The sequence below is a fragment of the Rhodococcus sp. BS-15 genome (assembly GCF_000813105.1).
Lineage (GTDB): Bacteria > Actinomycetota > Actinomycetes > Mycobacteriales > Mycobacteriaceae > Rhodococcoides.
Genome location: NZ_BAOX01000078.1, coordinates 1 through 17,858, shown reverse-complemented (window position 1 = coordinate 17,858; position 17,858 = coordinate 1). Strand labels below are relative to the sequence as shown.

17 protein-coding genes are annotated in these 17,858 nt (G+C 66.2%); 12 read left to right on the top strand and 5 right to left on the bottom strand.

Features of this window, described 5'->3' with window-relative positions; genetic code table 11:
* Nucleotides 1–259 precede the first annotated feature (259 nt).
* Nucleotides 260–1,726, top strand: a complete 1,467-nt coding sequence (gene eccB / locus RHBS_RS11840) for a type VII secretion protein EccB (protein ID WP_128645630.1) — start codon at nt 260–262, stop codon at nt 1,724–1,726.
* 7 nt (nt 1,727–1,733) lie between these two features.
* On the opposite strand, the gene mycP is transcribed toward eccB, so the two are convergent.
* The 4 genes from mycP to RHBS_RS11820 form a co-directional block, all read right to left on the bottom strand.
* Complete coding sequence (mycP, locus tag RHBS_RS11835) at nt 1,734–3,125, bottom strand: type VII secretion-associated serine protease mycosin (protein WP_374700581.1); 1,392 nt, start codon at nt 3,123–3,125, stop codon at nt 1,734–1,736.
* Complete coding sequence (gene eccD, locus RHBS_RS11830; protein WP_187298458.1) at nt 3,122–4,132, bottom strand: type VII secretion integral membrane protein EccD; 1,011 nt, start codon at nt 4,130–4,132, stop codon at nt 3,122–3,124. Before eccD ends, mycP begins: the two co-directional genes overlap by 4 nt.
* Nucleotides 4,021–4,683: an EsaB/YukD family protein gene (locus RHBS_RS11825; protein WP_128645628.1), complete on the bottom strand. Its 663-nt coding sequence runs from the start codon at nt 4,681–4,683 to the stop codon at nt 4,021–4,023. Before RHBS_RS11825 ends, eccD begins: the two co-directional genes overlap by 112 nt.
* Nucleotides 4,684–4,808: 125 nt before the next feature.
* The gene (locus RHBS_RS11820) at nt 4,809–5,798 is read right to left on the bottom strand and encodes an LLM class flavin-dependent oxidoreductase (protein ID WP_121870428.1); all 990 of its coding nucleotides are present in this window, start codon (nt 5,796–5,798) and stop codon (nt 4,809–4,811) included.
* Between the two features lie 231 nt (nt 5,799–6,029).
* Between RHBS_RS11820 and eccCa the strand changes: the two genes are divergently transcribed.
* The 9 genes from eccCa to glmM all read left to right on the top strand — a co-directional run bounded on the left by eccCa (nt 6,030) and on the right by glmM (nt 15,431).
* Nucleotides 6,030–10,028, top strand: a complete 3,999-nt coding sequence (gene eccCa / locus RHBS_RS11815) for a type VII secretion protein EccCa (protein ID WP_121870427.1) — start codon at nt 6,030–6,032, stop codon at nt 10,026–10,028.
* Nucleotides 10,025–11,059 (top strand): hypothetical protein, encoded by a 1,035-nt coding sequence (locus RHBS_RS28955; protein ID WP_187298457.1) that lies wholly within the window; start codon nt 10,025–10,027, stop codon nt 11,057–11,059. The genes eccCa and RHBS_RS28955 overlap by 4 nt, the downstream gene beginning before the upstream one ends.
* Nucleotides 10,966–11,478, top strand: a complete 513-nt coding sequence (locus tag RHBS_RS11805; RefSeq protein ID WP_187298456.1) for a type VII secretion-associated protein — start codon at nt 10,966–10,968, stop codon at nt 11,476–11,478. The genes RHBS_RS28955 and RHBS_RS11805 overlap by 94 nt, the downstream gene beginning before the upstream one ends.
* 159 nt (nt 11,479–11,637) lie before the next feature.
* Entirely contained in the window at nt 11,638–12,003 is a 366-nt protein-coding gene (locus tag RHBS_RS11800) for a WXG100 family type VII secretion target (protein ID WP_179273621.1), read from the top strand.
* A 65-nt stretch (nt 12,004–12,068) separates the two neighbouring features.
* A complete protein-coding gene (locus RHBS_RS11795) occupies nt 12,069–12,350 on the top strand; it encodes a WXG100 family type VII secretion target (protein ID WP_128645625.1) in 282 nt (93 codons plus the stop codon).
* A gap of 126 nt (nt 12,351–12,476) precedes the next feature.
* A complete protein-coding gene (locus RHBS_RS11790; protein ID WP_121870424.1) occupies nt 12,477–12,818 on the top strand; it encodes a TraR/DksA C4-type zinc finger protein in 342 nt (113 codons plus the stop codon).
* A gap of 183 nt (nt 12,819–13,001) precedes the next feature.
* Nucleotides 13,002–13,445, top strand: coding sequence for a 50S ribosomal protein L13 (gene rplM, locus RHBS_RS11785; RefSeq protein WP_037188282.1), 444 nt, complete (start codon nt 13,002–13,004; stop codon nt 13,443–13,445).
* Nucleotides 13,442–13,966 carry a 30S ribosomal protein S9 gene (gene rpsI / locus RHBS_RS11780; RefSeq protein ID WP_032397516.1) on the top strand — a complete coding sequence of 175 codons (525 nt, stop codon included), beginning with the start codon at nt 13,442–13,444 and terminating at the stop codon, nt 13,964–13,966. Before rplM ends, rpsI begins: the two co-directional genes overlap by 4 nt.
* Nucleotides 13,967–14,075: 109 nt before the next feature.
* A complete protein-coding gene (glmM, locus tag RHBS_RS11775) occupies nt 14,076–15,431 on the top strand; it encodes a phosphoglucosamine mutase (protein ID WP_128645624.1) in 1,356 nt (451 codons plus the stop codon).
* 4 nt (nt 15,432–15,435) lie between these two features.
* Here the strand turns inward: glmM and RHBS_RS11770 are convergent, their stop codons facing one another.
* A complete protein-coding gene (locus tag RHBS_RS11770) occupies nt 15,436–16,476 on the bottom strand; it encodes an LLM class F420-dependent oxidoreductase (RefSeq protein WP_094611794.1) in 1,041 nt (346 codons plus the stop codon).
* Nucleotides 16,477–16,628: 152 nt separating this feature from the next.
* Here RHBS_RS11770 and RHBS_RS11765 point away from each other — a divergent pair, with 152 nt between their 5' ends.
* Together RHBS_RS11765 and RHBS_RS11760 are read left to right on the top strand one after the other, a co-directional pair.
* Nucleotides 16,629–16,877, top strand: a complete 249-nt coding sequence (locus RHBS_RS11765; RefSeq protein ID WP_128645623.1) for a hypothetical protein — start codon at nt 16,629–16,631, stop codon at nt 16,875–16,877.
* A 52-nt stretch (nt 16,878–16,929) separates the two neighbouring features.
* Entirely contained in the window at nt 16,930–17,748 is an 819-nt protein-coding gene (locus RHBS_RS11760) for a hypothetical protein (RefSeq protein ID WP_128645622.1), read from the top strand.
* Nucleotides 17,749–17,858 lie beyond the last annotated feature (110 nt).

Below are 17,858 nucleotides of genomic sequence, written 5' to 3'. Positions count from 1 at the left end.
CACCCGGGCCGCACCTGCGCCGCCAACAGAGCCAGACCGGTCGCCACGGCTGCGGTCTCGGCCACGATCACCCGCCGAACCGTTGGTGCGACGAAAGGAACGGCGGCTCGCCCCCGCCCTGCCCAACCGGTACGCGTCATCGAAACCCCCCCGAAGGTCGCAGTGCCCCGTCGATGACCGCCAACGCGGTCGCCGAGGTGTGCGGACGAACTGTACTGTGTCGCGTGACCCGAATGGGGATCGGGTCGTCTGCACAATCCTGGGGAGGAATCGTGCATCGACGCCGACAACGAAGTGGCAGGTTGGCGGTTACCGCTTTCTCGTCCGCAGAATGGAACATGCGCTGATCAGGCGCGATGTTCGGATGTTGCACGATCCGATGAAGTCGCAGTCGCGGGCACTGCTGGTGGGTGTCGTCATCGCCTGCATAGGCTTGGCGGGATGCGCTGCCCTGGCACTGTTTCGGCCACAGGACAAGATCGGCGACGCGTCGATCGTGGTCGGCAAGGACTCGGCCGCGATGTTCGTGAAAGTGGACGACGTGTTTCATCCGGTGCTCAATCTCGCGTCGGCTCGATTGATCGTCGGCAAACCCGACAACCCGTTGACGGTCAAGGAATCCGAATTGTCGTCACGACCCCGCGGCGCGCTGGTGGGTATTCCCGGTGCTCCGTCTGCGCTGCCGCACGACGGTGACGGCAGCGCGCAATCGTGGACCGTATGCGACACCGTCGACCCGTTCGCCGGAGTGACCTCGACGACGGTGGTGGTGGGCGATCCTCGCTACGGTGACAGCACCGCCGCGCTTGCCGATTCCGAGGCCTTCCTCTGGACATCCAACGGCACTGCGTATCTCGTGCACGACGGCACCAAATCACCGGTCGACCTGAACAACAGGGCGGTGGTCCGCGCACTCGGACTCGAGGACGCGACACCGTCCCCGGTCAGTGCCGGTCTACTCAACTCCGTGCCCGAATCGCCTCCCGTCGCAGCACCGTTCATTCCACGGGCAGGCGAGGTTCCTGCGTTCCCGTTCGACGGCCGGACGATCGGTTCGGTCGTCCAGGTCGCCGGTCGCGACGTCCAGTACTACGTGGTTCTCGAGGACGGAATCCAAGCGATCAACGAAACTGCGGCACTGCTCATCAAATTCACCGATTCACAGGGCAGTCCGGATATCGCAGCCGTCAATCCCGACCTGCTCGCGGATGCTCCCAAAACCTCATCCGGACTGGAGGTTTCGACGTTCCCGGCGACCACTCCCGCGATCGTCGATACCGGTGACCGCCCTGTCGGATGCTTGACGTGGGAGCCACTCGCAGTTGCCGACGGCGGACCGTCGGCTCGACTGGTCGAGTCCGCCGGTCGCGGGTTGCCGCTCGAGACCGGTGCACAACCTGTTGCGCTGGCTCAGGCCGATGGCGGCGGCGACGCCGTCGACCAGGTCTATCTGGCACCCGGTAGCGGCGGGTTCGTCCGCAGTACCGGTATCTCCACGTCGAGCACGCGTCAGGGCAGCGTCTTCTTCGTGGCCGACACCGGAGTGCGGTACGGCGTCGACGGTGCCGAGGCCGCGTCGGCGCTGGGATTCGGACCGCCTGCACCCGCACCCTGGCAGATACTCCAATTGCTCGGCAGTGGACCCACTCTGGGGCGCGGACAGGCCCTGACGATGCACGACGGTGTTGCTCCCGACCCGCAGGCCGCGGCACTTCCCACGAAGTAGGCCCGGCTCAGTCGGGTCTGCCGCGTCGGCGCAGAGGTACCGACAGCGCGAGCCCGAGTGCCAGAATCACCGCCACCAGCACCGATCCGGTGACCGCTACGGTCCGCGGGCGATGATCCGGCGCAGGCGATGGCAACGGCGCACTCATCGCAACACTGTCTGCGGGTACCGACGGGGGAGCGGGCGTCACCGAATCGGTCACCGCGGCGAGAGGATCGACGATGCCGTGGCCGACGAGGGGATTCCACCCTTCGGCCGGCGCATGCGCCGTTCGTTCGATCCGGTCCACCACCTCCAGCGCAGACAGTTCGGGCCGGTGGGCGCGCACCAGCGCCGCCACCGCAGCCACCAGCGGTGCCGCAAAACTCGTCCCGGTCATGGGAATCACGCCATCGGTGCCACGGGTGCCGTTCGCCAGTCCGTTGCCCGTCGGCGACAGCGAGGTCATATTCGAACCGGGAGCTGCGACGTCGACCCACGGACCGGCCAGACTGAACGAAGACGGTGTACCGTCCGACTCGACCGAACCGACAGTCAACACGTCGTCGAACCAGGCCGGCGTCGCGATGGTCGCGAAGGAGGCCCACGGGTCCGCGTCGGGCCGAAGCGGGTCGGTCATCGGGTTCTGTGCCTGGCAGGCAGCGCTGCCGAGATTACCGGCTGCTGCGACGACGACGACATTCTTCTCTCGGACGGCGTACTGCACGGCCGCGCCGAGCGGACCGTCGGGCACACCACCTCCCGCGGGCACGCAGGCGACCTCGGAGATGTTGATGACCGAGGCACCCGAGTCCACCGCAGTTCGGATGGCCATCGCCATGGTGCGTACGTTGCCATAGCCGGCGGCGTTCTCCGGCTCGCCCGCCTGCTCCTCTTCCGGCCTGTTGTCGACGATCTGAAAGACATTGCTGGACTGGCGAATCGACAGAATTCGTGCGTCGGGTGCGCCTCCGGCGAATCCGCTGCCCGGTGCGGTCTGCGCGGCAATCAGACCGGCGACCATCGTCCCGTGCGCGTCGCAGTCGAACAACCCGTCACCGGCGCTGACGTAGTCACCGCCGGCGATCAGTCCCGGTAGGCGTGGATGAGCGGTGACCCCGGTGTCGATGACGGCAACCGTTTGACCTGCCCCACGGGTGATGGGCCAGACCGACGTGAAGTCGAGCGCCTTCAGCGCGGTCGGCACGTCCTGAACATCGGTGGCCGCGGACGGAAGGGCGCAGGCGTTCTTCTGTTCCGTGGGTTCGAGAGGGCCGGGAGGACTCGGCGGAGGCAGCTGGAACGGGTCGATCACCGGACGTTCGGCGCGTGCCGGATGCACGCCGACGACCGCGTCGAACGACAGGGCGAGAGCAGTGAACGCCGCAATGACGATCGTTCGCTGCCTGCGCGGAGTCACAGCCCGCGGACGACGCTGTACAGACCGCACACCCACACTGCGATCGGAATGACCAGGGCGATGGTGGCATATTCGAGCAGTTCGGCCGACCGGCGCATCACCGGCGAGTACGTGCGTGTGGGCACGAATGCCCCGAAGATCGATGCCGTCACCGCGCCGGCCAGTGCCACACCGAACAAGGCGAGAGCGTTGTCGGGTAACGCAACGACCGCACCGACGAGAAGCGCCAGCAGAATTGTCGTTCCGCCTGCGACCAGCGGGACAGCGTGGGTCACCACCGCATAGGTGCGCCCACGCAGCAGCAGGACGAGCGCACACAATCCCGCGAGCGCGATCGCAGGCCACCGCACGCCACCGTCGGAATCGGCTGCCGCCGCAACGAGCACGCCCGCCACCACGGCGACGGTGAACGCCGACAACAGACCGGTCAGATAGCTACGCGCTCGGGCTGCGGCGACTTGCAGATCGGCGAACGAGATCGCATCGAGTTCGGCTTCCTCGACCGTGTCCAACGGTGCTCCTGCGGTGGGAACCGGGGGAAGCGGCAACTTGGCCTGCATCATCGACACTCGGGCAGAAAGCGCAATTCCCGCCAGGCCGGTGAGAGCAGCCGCAGTGCCAATGGTCGGCTGCGGCATGGTGGTGAACAGTGTGCACACCGAAGCAGCGAACGTCATGAGTGCGAGCACGATCGCAGCGGTGAACACAGCGAACCCGGTCCCGCCGATACGAAGGGACAGCAGAGCAACAGCGCCGGCCATGGCCGAACCCAGCATCAGCTGAGCTGCACCGAACTGCCCGGGCACCAGCACAGTGCCGCCGGTGAACGTCAGCGCGACGGCACATCCGCCGAAGAGGACAGCGACGGCGTACTGGTGATACACCCGCCCCAGAATCACCCCCGCAATCGCGAAGAGAATCGACGCAGTGACGGCAGCAAGCCCCTCGACGAGACTGCGACGTGCTCGGATCCCGCCCGGATCGGCCCACGCAACACCACCGCGCACGCCAGCAACACCAGCAGACCGGTGACCACCGAACCCACCGTGCGCGCCGTACGCGCCGTCCAGTGCGGAACATCGTCACTACCCGACCGCGCAACGGAATACATGAGGTCGTCGAACAGCGGAACCGGCGCGGGCCGCTCGGCCACACCCAGCACGAGCAACTCCCCGTCGCGCACCGACAGCTCGGCCAACGTCGCAGTCGGCGACAACGGTGGAAACCCGATCCGCGCGAGCGTCCACGCAACGGGCAACCCGTCCGACGCGGGATCCCCGTCGCTCGGCTCACCGCGCCCCGAACCAGGCCGATGCGCCGCAATCATGTCGACGATTCCCGGAACGAGAAGCGATACCGGAACGTCCACCGGCAGAGCCATGTCCACTTGCGTGGACCTGGCCAGCACCGTCACCCGACAGACTTCCTGCGCAAAGACGGCCTGTGCACCCGATGCCCGCCGACTCGCGTCCGCCGCGGCGGGTGACTGTGTCGGATCGGCAGGTGCCGTGCGTGACGGCGCAATGCCGGCCGATGGACGGCTGTCGGCGCGTGTCATGAAGATCCCCCCGGATACGTGCGATTCGCGTGCCGATGCCCGCCCCAGTGGGCATCGGTGTCCAAACCTTACGACATCGCGGCGACAAGCAATCGCCCGTCGGGATCTGCCGATGTGCGCAGCTCTCAGGCAGGAACCAGATCACTCACCTGTGCGAGCAATTCGAACGAGCGAAGCCACGATGCGCGGTCGGACACACCGGACGCGACGATCAGCTCGTCGGCCCCGGTGCGTTCGGCGAATCGATCGAGGTAGTCCTTCACCATGTCCGGAGTGCCGACCGCCGAGTACTTGGTCATCTTCGCGATCTGTTGGCCCGCAGGCGCTTCGAGGACCATGTCGGCCTCCTCGTCGGTGAAGGTCCGACCGCGGCCCAGCAGCAGGCTCACGCGACTGCGCTTGGTGCGCAGGAACTGCGCCTGTGCCTCGGCCAGCGAATCGGCCGCGATCACGTTGACACCCACGATCAGGTGCGGCTCCGACAGTTGCGCGGACGGTCGGAAGTCCCGTCGATAGATCTCGACGGCTTGTTCGAGGGCGTCGGGTGCAAAGTGCGAGGCGAAAGCAAAGGGCAGGCCGAGTGCGGCGGCGAGCTGCGCGCCGAAGAGCGACGACCCCAGGATGTACAGCGGTACCTCGGTACCTGCGCCGGGAGTTGCGCTCACTCCGGGGATCAGGGACTCCGCCGACAGGTAGCCCTGCAGTTCCTGGACATCCTGGGGAAAGCGATCGGCCGACGCGGGATCGCGCCGCATCGCGCGCATCGTCACCTGGTCGCTGCCGGGGGCGCGGCCCAGACCCAGATCGATTCGTCCCGGGTGCAGCGTTGCCAAGGTGCCGAACTGCTCGGCGATGGTCAGCGGCGCGTGATTGGGAAGCATGATCCCGCCGGATCCGAGCCGGATTCGCTCGGTGTTGGCAGCGACGTGTGCGATGAGAACCGACGTGGCCGACGACGCGATCGTCTTCATGTTGTGGTGCTCGGCGTACCAGATGCGTCGGTATCCCCAGTTCTCGGCATGCTGAGCGAGTGTGACGCTTGCATCGAAGCTGTCGCGGACTGTTTCGCCCTCGCCCACATGAGCGAGATCGAGGATGGACAGGGGTACGGACACGGTTGGGGCCAGCCTTTCGTTCGTGGAGCACGCAGCCGGAAAGCCACATCAAGGTGCAACGGCGTCGGGCAGCGTTCTATTTCTCGTCGGACCGACCGGCAGTTCGTCCCTCCGACGGACGCGACGGCAGCTGTGGACCGCTCGGTCTTCGATGCGTTAGCCTGTCGTCCTGCGGCCTCGGGGGGAGGCTGCCGCGATGCAGTTCTGGGGGCGTAGCGTGGGGGCGGATCGATGAGTACCGTGCGTTTCGTTCGCGGTGCCCGACGGGAAGTACCTCGATCTCCTGGCGGGGAAGTCACCCTGCAGCCGCCGCCCGAGATCCCGCGCGCGGTGCCGGGCAACCTGCTGATGAAGCTGATGCCGCTGGTGATGGTTGCTGCGATGGTCGGGATGGTCGCGCTGATGTTCACCTCCGGTGCAGCGGCCAACCCGATGATGTTGATGTTTCCGGCCATGATGCTGATGTCCATGGCGGGGATGATGGCCGGCGGCGGGAAGTCGGGCGGTGCGCGCACGGCCGAGGCGAACGAGGACCGCAAGGACTACCTCCGCTATCTGGATCAGCTCCGCCGCGACGTCGCCGAGACCGAGCGCGCTCAACGCAGAGCCCTCGAATGGAGTCACCCGGCCCCCGAGACGTTGTGGTCGATCGCCGGAACCGAGCGCATGTGGGAACGGCGACTGGCGGATCCGGATTTCGCGCACGTACGCGTCGGCCGTGGGGATCAGCGGCTTGCCACTCGACTGGTTCCGCCGGAGACCGGGCCGGTGGAAGAACTCGAACCCGTCTCGGCTGTGTCTCTGCGCCGATTCGTGCGGGCGCATTCGGTGGTGGCCGCACTGCCGACTGCGGTGTCACTGCGGGGATTCGCGGCGCTGTCCATCGCGGGAGATCGAGACGACGCCCGGGCGATGGTGCGCGCGATGTTGGCCTCGCTGTGCAGCTTTCACGGACCCGACCACGTCGCTGTCGCGATCGTCTGCGGTCCGGACACCGTGCAGCAGTGGGAGTGGGCCAAGTGGCTTCCGCACACCCAGCATGATGCTCTGCGCGACGGGGCCGGGTCCGCTCGGATGATCTTCGGCAGCTTCCTCGAACTCGAGAGTGCGCTCGGCGACGTGCTGTCGACGCGAAATCGGTTTGCGCGCGGAGCTGTGCCGGTTGCAGGTGTCGTGCAGTTGGTGATCGTGGTGGACGGCGGGCTTCTGGACAACCGATCGACCGATCTCACCGACACGGGCCTCGATTCCGTCACGATCATCGATCTGTCCGGCCTGTGCCCCAGGCTCGCTGCATCGCGTGGTCTTCAGCTGTTCGCCGAGAACGGATCGATCGGGGCGGTCAGCGGAACCACGGTCGAGGTGTTCGCCGTCGCGGATTCCATGAGCACCACCCAGGCGCACACCGTGGCTCGACGCCTGTCGCCGTATCGTGCGCCGTCGTCCTCGTCGGTGGTCGACGTCGTCGACGACGGCGGAGTACCGATCTCGGGATGGAACAGCCTGGTCGGTATCGCCGATGTCGGTGCACTCGACACGGACCGCGCGTGGACGATGCGGCGCGGACGCGAGAGGCTGCGGGTACCGATCGGGGTCGCCCCCGACGGCAGCGCCGTCGAGATCGATCTGAAGGAATCCGCCGAGAACGGTATGGGACCTCACGGATTGTGTATCGGGGCAACGGGTTCCGGAAAATCGGAGTTTCTTCGCACGCTCGTGCTGGGCTTGGTGTCGACTCACTCGCCGGAACAGCTGAACCTGGTGCTCGTCGACTTCAAGGGCGGAGCGACGTTCGCGGGCCTGGAGTCGGCACCGCACGTGGCCGCGGTCATCACCAACCTGTCCGAGGACTTGGCGTTGGTGGATCGAATGCGCGATGCGTTGGCCGGCGAAATGAACCGGCGGCAGGAGTCGCTGCGCTCGGCCGGCAACTTCGCGAACGTTTCCGACTACGAGAGGGCGCGAGCCGCGGGAGCGGATCTGGCACCGATGCCCGCCCTGTTCGTGGTGGTCGACGAGTTCTCGGAATTGCTCAGTCAGCAACCGGAATTCGCCGAGCTGTTCGTCGCGATCGGCCGACTCGGACGTTCTCTGCACATGCACCTGCTGCTCGCCAGTCAGCGCCTCGAAGAGGGAAAATTGCGCGGTCTCGACAGTCACCTGTCGTACCGAATCGGCCTGAAGACGTTCTCCGCGAACGAGTCTCGATCGGTGCTCGGAGTTCCCGACGCCTATCACCTGCCTGCGCAACCGGGTGCGGGCTACCTCAAGTGCGATTCGGCCGAGATCGTCAGGTTCGCTGCGGCGTACGTCTCCGGTCCCTACTCGCCGCCGCGTTCCGGTCCTGGCGCGCGGCCCACGCTCGGAGGCGATATCAGGCCGAAACCCTTCACCGCCTACGCGGTACCGCTCGACTCCATCGACCTCGGCCGCATCGAGGCTGCCACTGTCCCCGAAACAGAACCCGATCCGGTCGACTCCGAGAGCACCGGTGCGACGGTGCTCGACGTGGTCGTCGGACGAATCCGGGGTCGCGGAATGCCGGCCCACGAGGTGTGGCTGCCACCGTTGGACACCGCACCCACGTTGAACCGGTTGCTGCCCGCATCGGTTCTGACCGAACGCATCGGTCCGCTCGCCGCCCTGCGGGCCCCGATCGGCATCATCGACCGGCCTTTCGATCAGCGCCGCGATCTGCTGACCGTCGATCTGTCCGGTGCTGCGGGCCACGTCGCCATCGTCGGCGCCCCGCAATCGGGTAAGTCGACGGCGCTTCGGTCGCTGATCCTGGCTCTCGCGATGACGCACTCGCCCGCGCAGGTCCAGTTCTACTGCTTGGATTTCGGCGGCGGAACGCTGGCCGGGCTGGCCGATCTGCCGCACGTCGGATCGGTGGCCAACCGGCTCGATGTCGATCGGGTTCGGCGGACCGTGGCCGAGGTCGCCGGCATCGTTCGGCAGCGAGAGAAGACATTCCGTGATCGCGGGATCGACTCCATGGCGGAATTCCGACGTCGACGTGCAACGCAACCCGTCGACCCCGAGGATCGGTTCGGCGACGTCTTTCTCGTCATCGACGGTTGGCCGTCCATCAGGTCCGATTTCGAGAGCCTCGAACAGCAGATCGCCACCTTGACGACGCAGGGCCTCGCCTTCGGTCTGCATCTGATCCTCACCGCGTCTCGGTGGGCGGAAGTTCGGCCTGCGACCAAGGACCTGATCGGCACCAGATTGGAACTGCGGCTGGGAGATCCGTCGGATTCGGACATGGGCCGAGCCAAGGCGGCGAGCGTTCCCGAGGGGCGGCCGGGCCGGGGCATGACCAGGGACGGACTGCATCTGCTGATCGCACTTCCACGGGTGGACGACGTCTGCTCCGTCGACGACCTCTCTCGCGCAGTCGGTGAGTCGGTCGCCGCGATCGCGGATGCATCTACGGGAAGCCCGGCACCGCCGGTGCGTATGCTGCCGGAGCTGCTCGAACGATCCGCGGTTCTCGATCAGCTCGGTGATGCGTGGCCACGAACCCGTGGCGGCATCCCTGAGCTCGGAGTTCCCATCGGCATCGACGAGGCCGAGTTGGCGCCGGTGGTGGTCGATTTCGCGGAGAATCCACATTTCGTCGTGTTCGGCGACAGCGAGTGCGGCAAGACCTCGCTGTTGCGCGGAATCTGTCGATCGCTCGTCGAGGCGAACTCGTCCGACACCGTCAAACTCATCGTCGCGGACTATCGCCGAACTCTGCTCGGCACCGTCGATTCCGAACATCTGGCCGGGTATGCGGCCTCGCAGGCGACGCTGACGGCCATGCTCGTCGACCTCGCCGGCCGGATGGCCGATCGCATGCCGGGTGCAGACGTGACCCAGCAGCAGCTTCGCGAGCGGTCGTGGTGGAGCGGCCCCGAGGTGTTCGTCGTCGTCGACGATTACGACCTGGTCGCCACATCGTCGGGAAATCCGTTGGCCCCGTTGGTGGAACACCTTCCCCACGCGCGAGACATCGGGCTGCACGTCATCGTGGCGCGTCGTTCCGGCGGAGCAGGCCGGGCGCTGTTCGACCCGGTGATCGGACGGTTGCGCGATCTGGTGACGCCGGGGCTGGTCATGAGCGGAAGCCGCGACGAGGGGAACCTGCTCGGGACGGTCCGTCCCAGTGCCATGCCGCCCGGACGTGGGGTATTCGTCGACCGCTCGGGCCAGGCACTCGTTCAGCTCGGACATTCGAGTTGACGAACCCCTCGTGGCGTTATGCCGCAGTGCATCTGGGCTACACGGAGATCTCCGTCGTCGCCACGGGCGGAGCCTTCGAGGGCCCGAGAGAAAGCGTCGGATCGGCGTTCGCCACGGTGGAGGGTGGCCGTCTGGTGTTCGGCCTGAGCACGGCGGGGGACGAGATTCCGCCTCTGCTCTGCATCGACGATGCGTCGATACCGGTGGGGAGCACGGTGTGGGACCGGGAGGCGGTACTCCACGGAATCGTGTGGTCGGCCCTGCAGGGTGCGGGGGTGCACGACCGACTCGACGTGCTCGAGATCGCGTATCCGTCGACCTGGGGTGAGCAGCGCTCGGGCATCGTTCGCGCGATGTTTGCGACCTCGGCGAACGAGGTGGTGCTCGTGGAGACGGCCGAGGCCGCCCTGTCGTGGTCGGGTGAACGCGCGCCGTCCGCCGCAGTGGTCGTCGAAGTCGGGGCTCTCGATACGTCCGTCGTCGTCCTCGACGAATCGGGGGCGCACGGCGGAGACACCGGCGCGATCCTGCCGTTCGGTACGGGCGACGACGACGGTTGGCGACGAGCGGTCGGGGAGTACGTTCGGTCGTCGGTCACGCACTGCCCCGACGAGGTGTACGTGGTGGGGGCACCCCGCGCCGGAGCGGATCTCGTCGTCGATCACCCCACGCAATGGCTGACCGGACTCGATGTCGCCAGGTCGCTGTACCGGCGAGCAGGGGCGGATATCGTCCCGGCACCGTCGGTCCGTGCGGCGACGACGCGATCGGCGGCATGGCTCGACGAGGTCACCGCACCGCCGCGGTCCCGGAAGAAGCGGCGTCCACCACTGCTCGCGGCAGTGGGCGCCGCGGCAGCGGTCATCGCAATAGTCTGCGCAGCTGTGTATTTCACCGGACAGCTCCGAGCAGTTCCGATATTGCTGCGGCGCAACCCTTGTCGTCTGTCGAATCCCCGGGTGCTACGCCGTCCCTCGTCGAACCGCCACTTACAACGACGCCCGATGTGCCGACGCCGGTCGAGACGATGACGTTCGTGTCCGGGCGGGTCTCGATGCGGTTGCCGGGTACCTGGACGAAGGTGGACGACCCGGACCGCATGGTGCTGATTCCGCCGACCCCGCCCGAGCGTCGGATCGTCGTCACCGTGGCCGACCTGTTGCCGGGTTCGACACAGGAGCAGGTTGCCGACGAGCTTCGGTCGGCCATCGATGCACGCGGGCCGGATTCCACCATCGGATCTCTCGAACCCACCCGCGATTTCGGCGGCCGCGTCGGGATCGCCTACACCGAGAGACCGATCGACGACTCGACGGTGCTCTGGCGCGTGTTCGTCGAGTCGGACCTACAGGTCAGTATCGGTTGCCAGTTCGAGGGAGAGGACGCGACGGTGATCGACGCCGAATGCGGGCAGGCAACGCAGACGTTGGAGATCGTCCCGGCGTCGTGAGAGCCGCCCACAGTTTTTCGCGTACGGCCGGAACCGAATCGAGGTGTCGTTGCGTCAAAGGAGATGTAGGGGAGTGAGCGGGCCGACAGTGGCCTCTCGGTCGAGCAGCACGTGTACCGCGGGTGCATGTGAATCGAGTATCGAAGACAAGGAGTCGAAGTGGGATATCCAGGGGGACCGGAAGCTACGGGTTCGTCGAACGGCGTCACGGTCACACCGCAGGAGCTCGTCGCTGCAGGAGCCACGATCGAAGGTCTGAGCGTGTCGATCAACGCGTCCAATTCGGCCGTTCGCTCGATCGTCGAGCAGACCGCCGAGGCGTGGGTCGGCAAGGCAGGCAAGTCCTTCCAGGACGTCATGGCCCAGTGGGACACCAGTGCGCAGAAGATGCGGAGTGCGCTCGAGCAGATCTCCGCGGACATCAAGACCAACGGCCACGGTTACTCGGACGCCGACGACGACAACGTGTCGGCCGTGAACCAGGTGGCCGGATCCCTGAACTCGGGACTGTCCTCGTTCAAGTGAACGTCGCTCCCGGTGACCGCACGACAATCCACACGACCACGCTCGACCAAGGAGACCGATCCGACATGAAATACGACTTCGCGCAGATCGCGGCGCTGACCGAGGCGATGAACAAGCAGGCGAACGTGACCAAGGACCTGCTCGGGGACGTGGACAGCACCGCGAAGCGGCTCTACCAGTCCTGGGAGGGTGACGCGATGACGTCCTACTACGAGCTGCAGCGTCAGTGGACCTCTGCATCCGACGAGCTCAACCTCATTCTGTCGAGCCTCGTCGCGGCCGCCCGAACCGGTGGCGAGACGATGCACGGCGTCGAGATGGCGAACAAGGCGCGGATGGCTCGCTGACCTGTCGTCCCGAAGAGTGGATGCCCCGACCGAGACATCGGTCGGGGCCTTTCGTCTTCTGGTGAGCTCGGTTCTCGAGAGCCTGGTGTCCTGGTCACGACGCCGGCCGGGGTGTCTACTGGTGCGGTGACGGACTTCGGAGCAGTACTGGGGGCCGAGCGGTCTCGTGCCGAGCATCGACTGGCGTCTCTTCGGGCCGAACTGACGTCGGTGATCGAAGGATCGCGGTTCACCACGGACGACGACGAGCACGATCCCGAGGGGTCGACGATCGCGTTCGAGCGAGCGAAGATCGCGGCGCTCATCACCGACACCGAATCCGAGATTCGTGAGATCGACGCGGCGGTCTCGCGGCTCACGGCCGGGACGTACGGTTCCTGTGAGCGGTGCGGAAGCGAGATCCCGGCGATCAGACTCGAGGCGCTGCCCGCTGCCCGTCGATGCATGCAGTGTGTGCGCCTGCGCTGACGACGTCGGCGAGCGGAGGCGTTTTGACCTGGGCGTCCGCTCCCGGTATCGTTCCCCGTTGGCGTGTATGGGCTCGCCGCGTACTGATGTGCGCATCGAGCTCTTGTCCTCGGGTCTCAACTGGCCGCCGAGGGCATCCACTCGTCTTGGCCAGCAGCGACATCATGAAGACAGGAATTTTCTGTGTCTACTTACGCCCCGAAGGCCGGGGACACCACCCGGACGTGGCATGTGATCGACGCCACGGACGTCGTGCTCGGACGCCTCGCCGTCCAGGCCGCGACTCTGCTCCGCGGTAAGCACAAGCCCACCTACGCACCCAACGTCGACGGTGGCGACTTCGTCGTCATCATCAACGCCGAGAAGGTTGCCATCAGCGGCAACAAGCTCGACGGCAAGTTCCACCACCACCACTCCGGCCATCCGGGCGGTCTGAAGTCGCGCTCGACCCGTCAGGTCCTCGAGAGCAACCCCGATCGTCTCGTGGAGAAGGCCGTCGTCGGCATGATCCCCAAGAACAAGCTCGGTAGTGCCATCGCGAGCAAGCTGAAGGTCTACGCGGGACCGAACCACCCGCATGCCGCTCAGCAGCCCGTTCCGTTCGAGATCAAGCAGGTGTCCCAGTGACGGCGCCGGAGGGAAATGACGTGACGTCGCAGGAGAACATCGAAGAGATCGCCGCCGACGAGTTCGTGGCAGTCGAAGATCCCGAGGTGGTCTCGGACATCGAAGCTGCGGCCGCTCCGGCCCCGATCGTGTTCGATCGCCCGATCCAGACCGTCGGTCGCCGTAAGGAAGCCGTCGCTCGCGTTCGGTTGTCCTCGGGCACCGGCGGATTCAAGCTCAACGGCCGCACCCTGGAGGATTACTTCCCCAACAAGGTGCACCAGCAGCTGATCAAGGCTCCGCTCGTTCTGGTGGACCGCGCAGAGTCCTTCGACATCGTCGCGCTGCTGCACGGTGGCGGACCGTCGGGACAGGCAGGCGCACTGCGTCTGGCCATCTCGCGCGCACTGATCGAACTCGCACCCGACGATCGCCCGCCGCTCAAGGCCGCGGGCTACCTCACGCGTGACGCGCGTGCAGTCGAGCGCAAGAAGTACGGCCTGAAGAAGGCCCGTAAGGCGTCGCAGTACTCCAAGCGCTGACGCGTCTTACCCGTTTCATCCTCGAGGGCAGGCATCCAGCAGTATCGGACGCCTGCCCTCGAGGCATTTCCCCCCACCACATTCTCTCCCTCGAAGGGGTTCTTGGTTCATGGCGCGATTGTTCGGCACCGACGGAGTTCGGGGACTGGCGGGCGGGGTTCTGACCGCTGAGCTGGCGTTGAGGATCGCGCGCGCCGCAGCCGCCGTGTTGGCACCGAACGTCGACGGCGTCAGGGCTGTGGCAGTGGTCGGTCGTGATCCGCGAGTGAGCGGGGCGATGCTGAGCGCAGCCGTTTCCGCCGGACTCACCGCATCGGGGGTCGACGTGATCGACGTCGGAGTACTGCCCACACCCGCAGTCGCCTACCTCACCGCCGAATATGACGCGGCGCTCGGTGTGATGATCTCTGCATCCCACAATGCGATGCCCGACAATGGAATCAAGATCTTCGCCGCGGGCGGGCACAAGCTGGACGACGACGTCGAAGACCGGATAGAAGCTGCCCTCGATCCCGAGGGGCGCTCCCGGAACGACGCACAGCCCTTCGACGCCACCGGTGCCGCGATCGGCCGTATCGAGCTCGCGCACGACGCCGCGGCGCGCTACACAGAGCATCTCGCCGGATCGGTGTCGCATCGACTCGACGGCGTGACCGTCGTGGTGGATTGCTCGCACGGTGCCGCCTCGGTCGTCGGGCCCGAGATCTACCGGCGGGCCGGTGCGACGGTCGTGGCGATCAACGCAGAACCCGACGGTCTCAACATCAACGACGGGTGCGGATCGACGCACCTCGAGGGCTTGCAGAAGGCCGTCGTGGAGCATGGTGCCGACCTCGGTATCGCGCACGACGGAGACGCGGACCGATGCCTTGCCGTCGATGCGTCGGGTTCCGTGGTGGACGGCGACGCGATCATGACGGTACTGGCCATCGCGATGCACGACGCGGGGCACTTGACCGACGACACGTTGGTCGCGACGGTGATGAGCAACCTCGGTCTGCACATTGCGATGCGCGAGGCCGGAATCACGTTGCGTACCACAGCAGTCGGAGATCGGTACGTGCTCGAGGAGCTGCGCCGCGGCGGCTTCGCGCTCGGCGGCGAGCAGAGTGGACACGTCGTGCTGCCCGCGGTCGGAACGACCGGAGACGGGATCGCCACTGCCCTGCGACTGATGGAGCGGATGGCTCAGACCGGGCGTTCGCTCGCGGATCTGGCGTCGGCCATGCGGACGCTGCCGCAGGTGCTGATCAACGTGCGCGTGTCCGACAAAGCAGCGGTGGCGTCTGCACCGTCGGTATCGGACGCCGTGGCGTCGGCCGAGCGCGAACTCGGGGAATCGGGTCGAGTTCTGTTGCGCCCCAGTGGTACCGAACAGTTGGTGCGGGTGATGGTCGAAGCGTCCGAACTCGACGTCGCGACCCGGCTCGCCGAAGAGTTGGCGGGCCGGGTCGCGTCGGTCTGACGTCTCAGGCGGTCAGTTCGCGTAGTGCGGTCAGCTGCGCGACGCGTCCTGCGGTGTTCTCGGCGAGCGGCGCGACATTGAGGGTGGTGACACCTGCTTCGGCGAAGGCTGCCACTCGCTCCTTGACGAAGCTTTCCGGTCCGATGAGGTTGACCGCGCGAGCGAGCTCGTCGGGAACTGCCGCAGCGGCCTCCTCCTTCTTGCCGGCCAGGTACAGGTCCTGGATCTTTTCGGCCTCGGCCTCGTACCCGTATCGCTGAGCCAGGGAGTTGTAGAAGTTCTTGCCCTTGGCTCCCATGCCGCCGATGTACAGCGCCAGGTGTGGCTTGACCCAGGGGAGGTACTTCTCCGCATCCTCGCCGATGGCGAGGGTGGGACTGGCGAAGACCTGGAGATCGCCGAGTGACGGGTCACGCTTGGCCTTGCCTGCGGCGAGCGAATCGCCCCACACATCGGCGGCCTTCTCCGGGAAGTAGAAGATGGGCTGCCAGCCTTCGGCGATCTCGGCGGTGAGTTCGACGTTCTTGGGTCCGAGTGCGGCAATGACGACCGGAATGCGATCGCGCACAGGATGATTGATCAGCTTCAGTGGCTTGCCCAGGCCGGTTCCCTTGTCGGCGGGCAGCGGGATCTGGTAGTACTTGCCCTGGTGCTGCACCTTCTCGCGGCGCCAGACCTGGCGGCAGATCTCGATGACCTCGCGGGTCCTGGCGATCGGTGCGTCGTACTTGACGCCGTGGAAGCCCTCGACGACCTGAGGTCCCGATGCACCCAGTCCGAGTACGAACCGGCCATCGGAGACGTAGTCGAGACCGGCGGCGGTCATGGCGGTCAATGACGGTGTCCTGGTGTAGATCTGGAAGATGCCGGACGCGATCTTGATCGTGCTCGTCTTGGCCGCGAGGAATCCGAGTTGGCTGACGGCGTCGAACGAGTAGGCCTCGGGCACGAAAATGATGTCGAGACCTGCCTTCTCGAGCTCGGCGACCTCGGCAACGGTCTCGTTGAAACCACCGCTGTAGTTCAGCATCGTTCCGATGTGCATGGGACTCCTAGTTCGGTGAGCAGCTGGTGCAGCCACTTCAGGTACCTGTTACGGACATTTCACATCGGGACGTTACCGCTCCCTGGGGAACCGATGTGAGTCGGCGCACGTCATAGTGAGATAGGGGCACTTCGAGGGGGGAACGGGAACGTATGAGCGACGGAGTTCGGGTGGACGCGGACCGAGTTCGCGGCGTGGCAGATGCATTGGCGGTGTCTGCGGAGGCGCTCGGCGACGCCGCCGATTTCGTTGCCGACGCAGGCTTCGGTACAGCCGGGGCCGGACGGAACTACGGTGACCTCGGCGCTGCCTATTCGCAGGCGCACCTCGGCTCGGGCGTGCCGTCCGGGCATGGAGGTCCTCGGTCGACGACATTTCCGATGCCCTCACCACCGCGATGAACGAGTACGAGCAACAGGACGACGCCACCTCGTACGCGATCGAGTCACACCGGTGACACCCCCTCCGGCCTCGTCCGGCGACGGGGCGTCGATCGACGAGATTCTCGATGCGAATGCAGAAGGACTGCTGTACTTCGAGCGCTTCCTGCCGCTGGCCGGCCGTGTTCCAGGCGTCGACGTCCCGCAGTATCAGGACGTGTGCGCCAGGTACGACGAGCAGCGCGGACTCAACCTGGGTGCGCTCGGAGACGACGCCGACGCCGTCGGGGCGGTGTCCGCAGTACTCGCCGATCAGCTCGAGGAGCAGATTCAACTTCGCCGGGTCCTGCAGTTGCGCTGGCACGGTGATGCGGGGGAGGCGGTGCAGACCTATCTGTCGGCCGAACAGGAAAAGGCTTCGCAGTTCCTCGCGTCGATCGAAGATTCTCATCAGACGATGTGTGCGGCCGTCGACGTGCTCCGTGACGCGGTGACCGACAAGGCCGAGCTCGTCGGCGGCATCGACATCGACCTGGTGGACGGCAAGGATGTCGACCAGATCGATGCGATTCTGGTTGCGTCGGGGGTCGAGTGCCTCCCGGTCGATCGAGAATCGGTGTTCCCACGATTGGCGTCTGCCTTCGAGGACCTGAAGGACAGGCGCGCGGCGGCGATGTCTCCGACGAGTTCGCTGCCGAGGTGGCCGAACGCTGCAGGCGCTGGATCGACACCGAGTTCGTTCCGCGGGTGCAAGGTACGTGCGAGGCGGTCCTCGGAGCATGTGGAGCCACGGACACCGCTGTCCGAAGCTGTCTGGCATTGGTGGTGGACGTTCTGGGCAGTGTCCACGAGCCATCGTTCGACGAACTCGACGACGGCGGTTGGACGATAAAACCCGGAGTATCAGTGCCGTGGCCGGGGCCGGACGGCTCGTCCGCAAACCCGGCTCCCGCCGAGATCGGTTCGGCACCCACCGGTTCCGGAGCCGCACCGGCCGCTCTA

Coding starts and splice junctions, on each gene's coding strand:
- RHBS_RS11825 (WP_128645628.1), bottom strand. CDS start 4,683: ATGACACGCGCCGACAGCCGTCCATCGGCCGGCATTGCGCCGTCACGC.
- RHBS_RS11770 (WP_094611794.1), bottom strand. CDS start 16,476: ATGCACATCGGAACGATGCTGAACTACAGCGGTGGTTTCAACGAGACC.
- RHBS_RS11765 (WP_128645623.1), top strand. CDS start 16,629: ATGAGCGACGGAGTTCGGGTGGACGCGGACCGAGTTCGCGGCGTGGCA.
- eccCa (WP_121870427.1), top strand. CDS start 6,030: ATGAGTACCGTGCGTTTCGTTCGCGGTGCCCGACGGGAAGTACCTCGA.
- glmM (WP_128645624.1), top strand. CDS start 14,076: ATGGCGCGATTGTTCGGCACCGACGGAGTTCGGGGACTGGCGGGCGGG.
- RHBS_RS11795 (WP_128645625.1), top strand. CDS start 12,069: ATGAAATACGACTTCGCGCAGATCGCGGCGCTGACCGAGGCGATGAAC.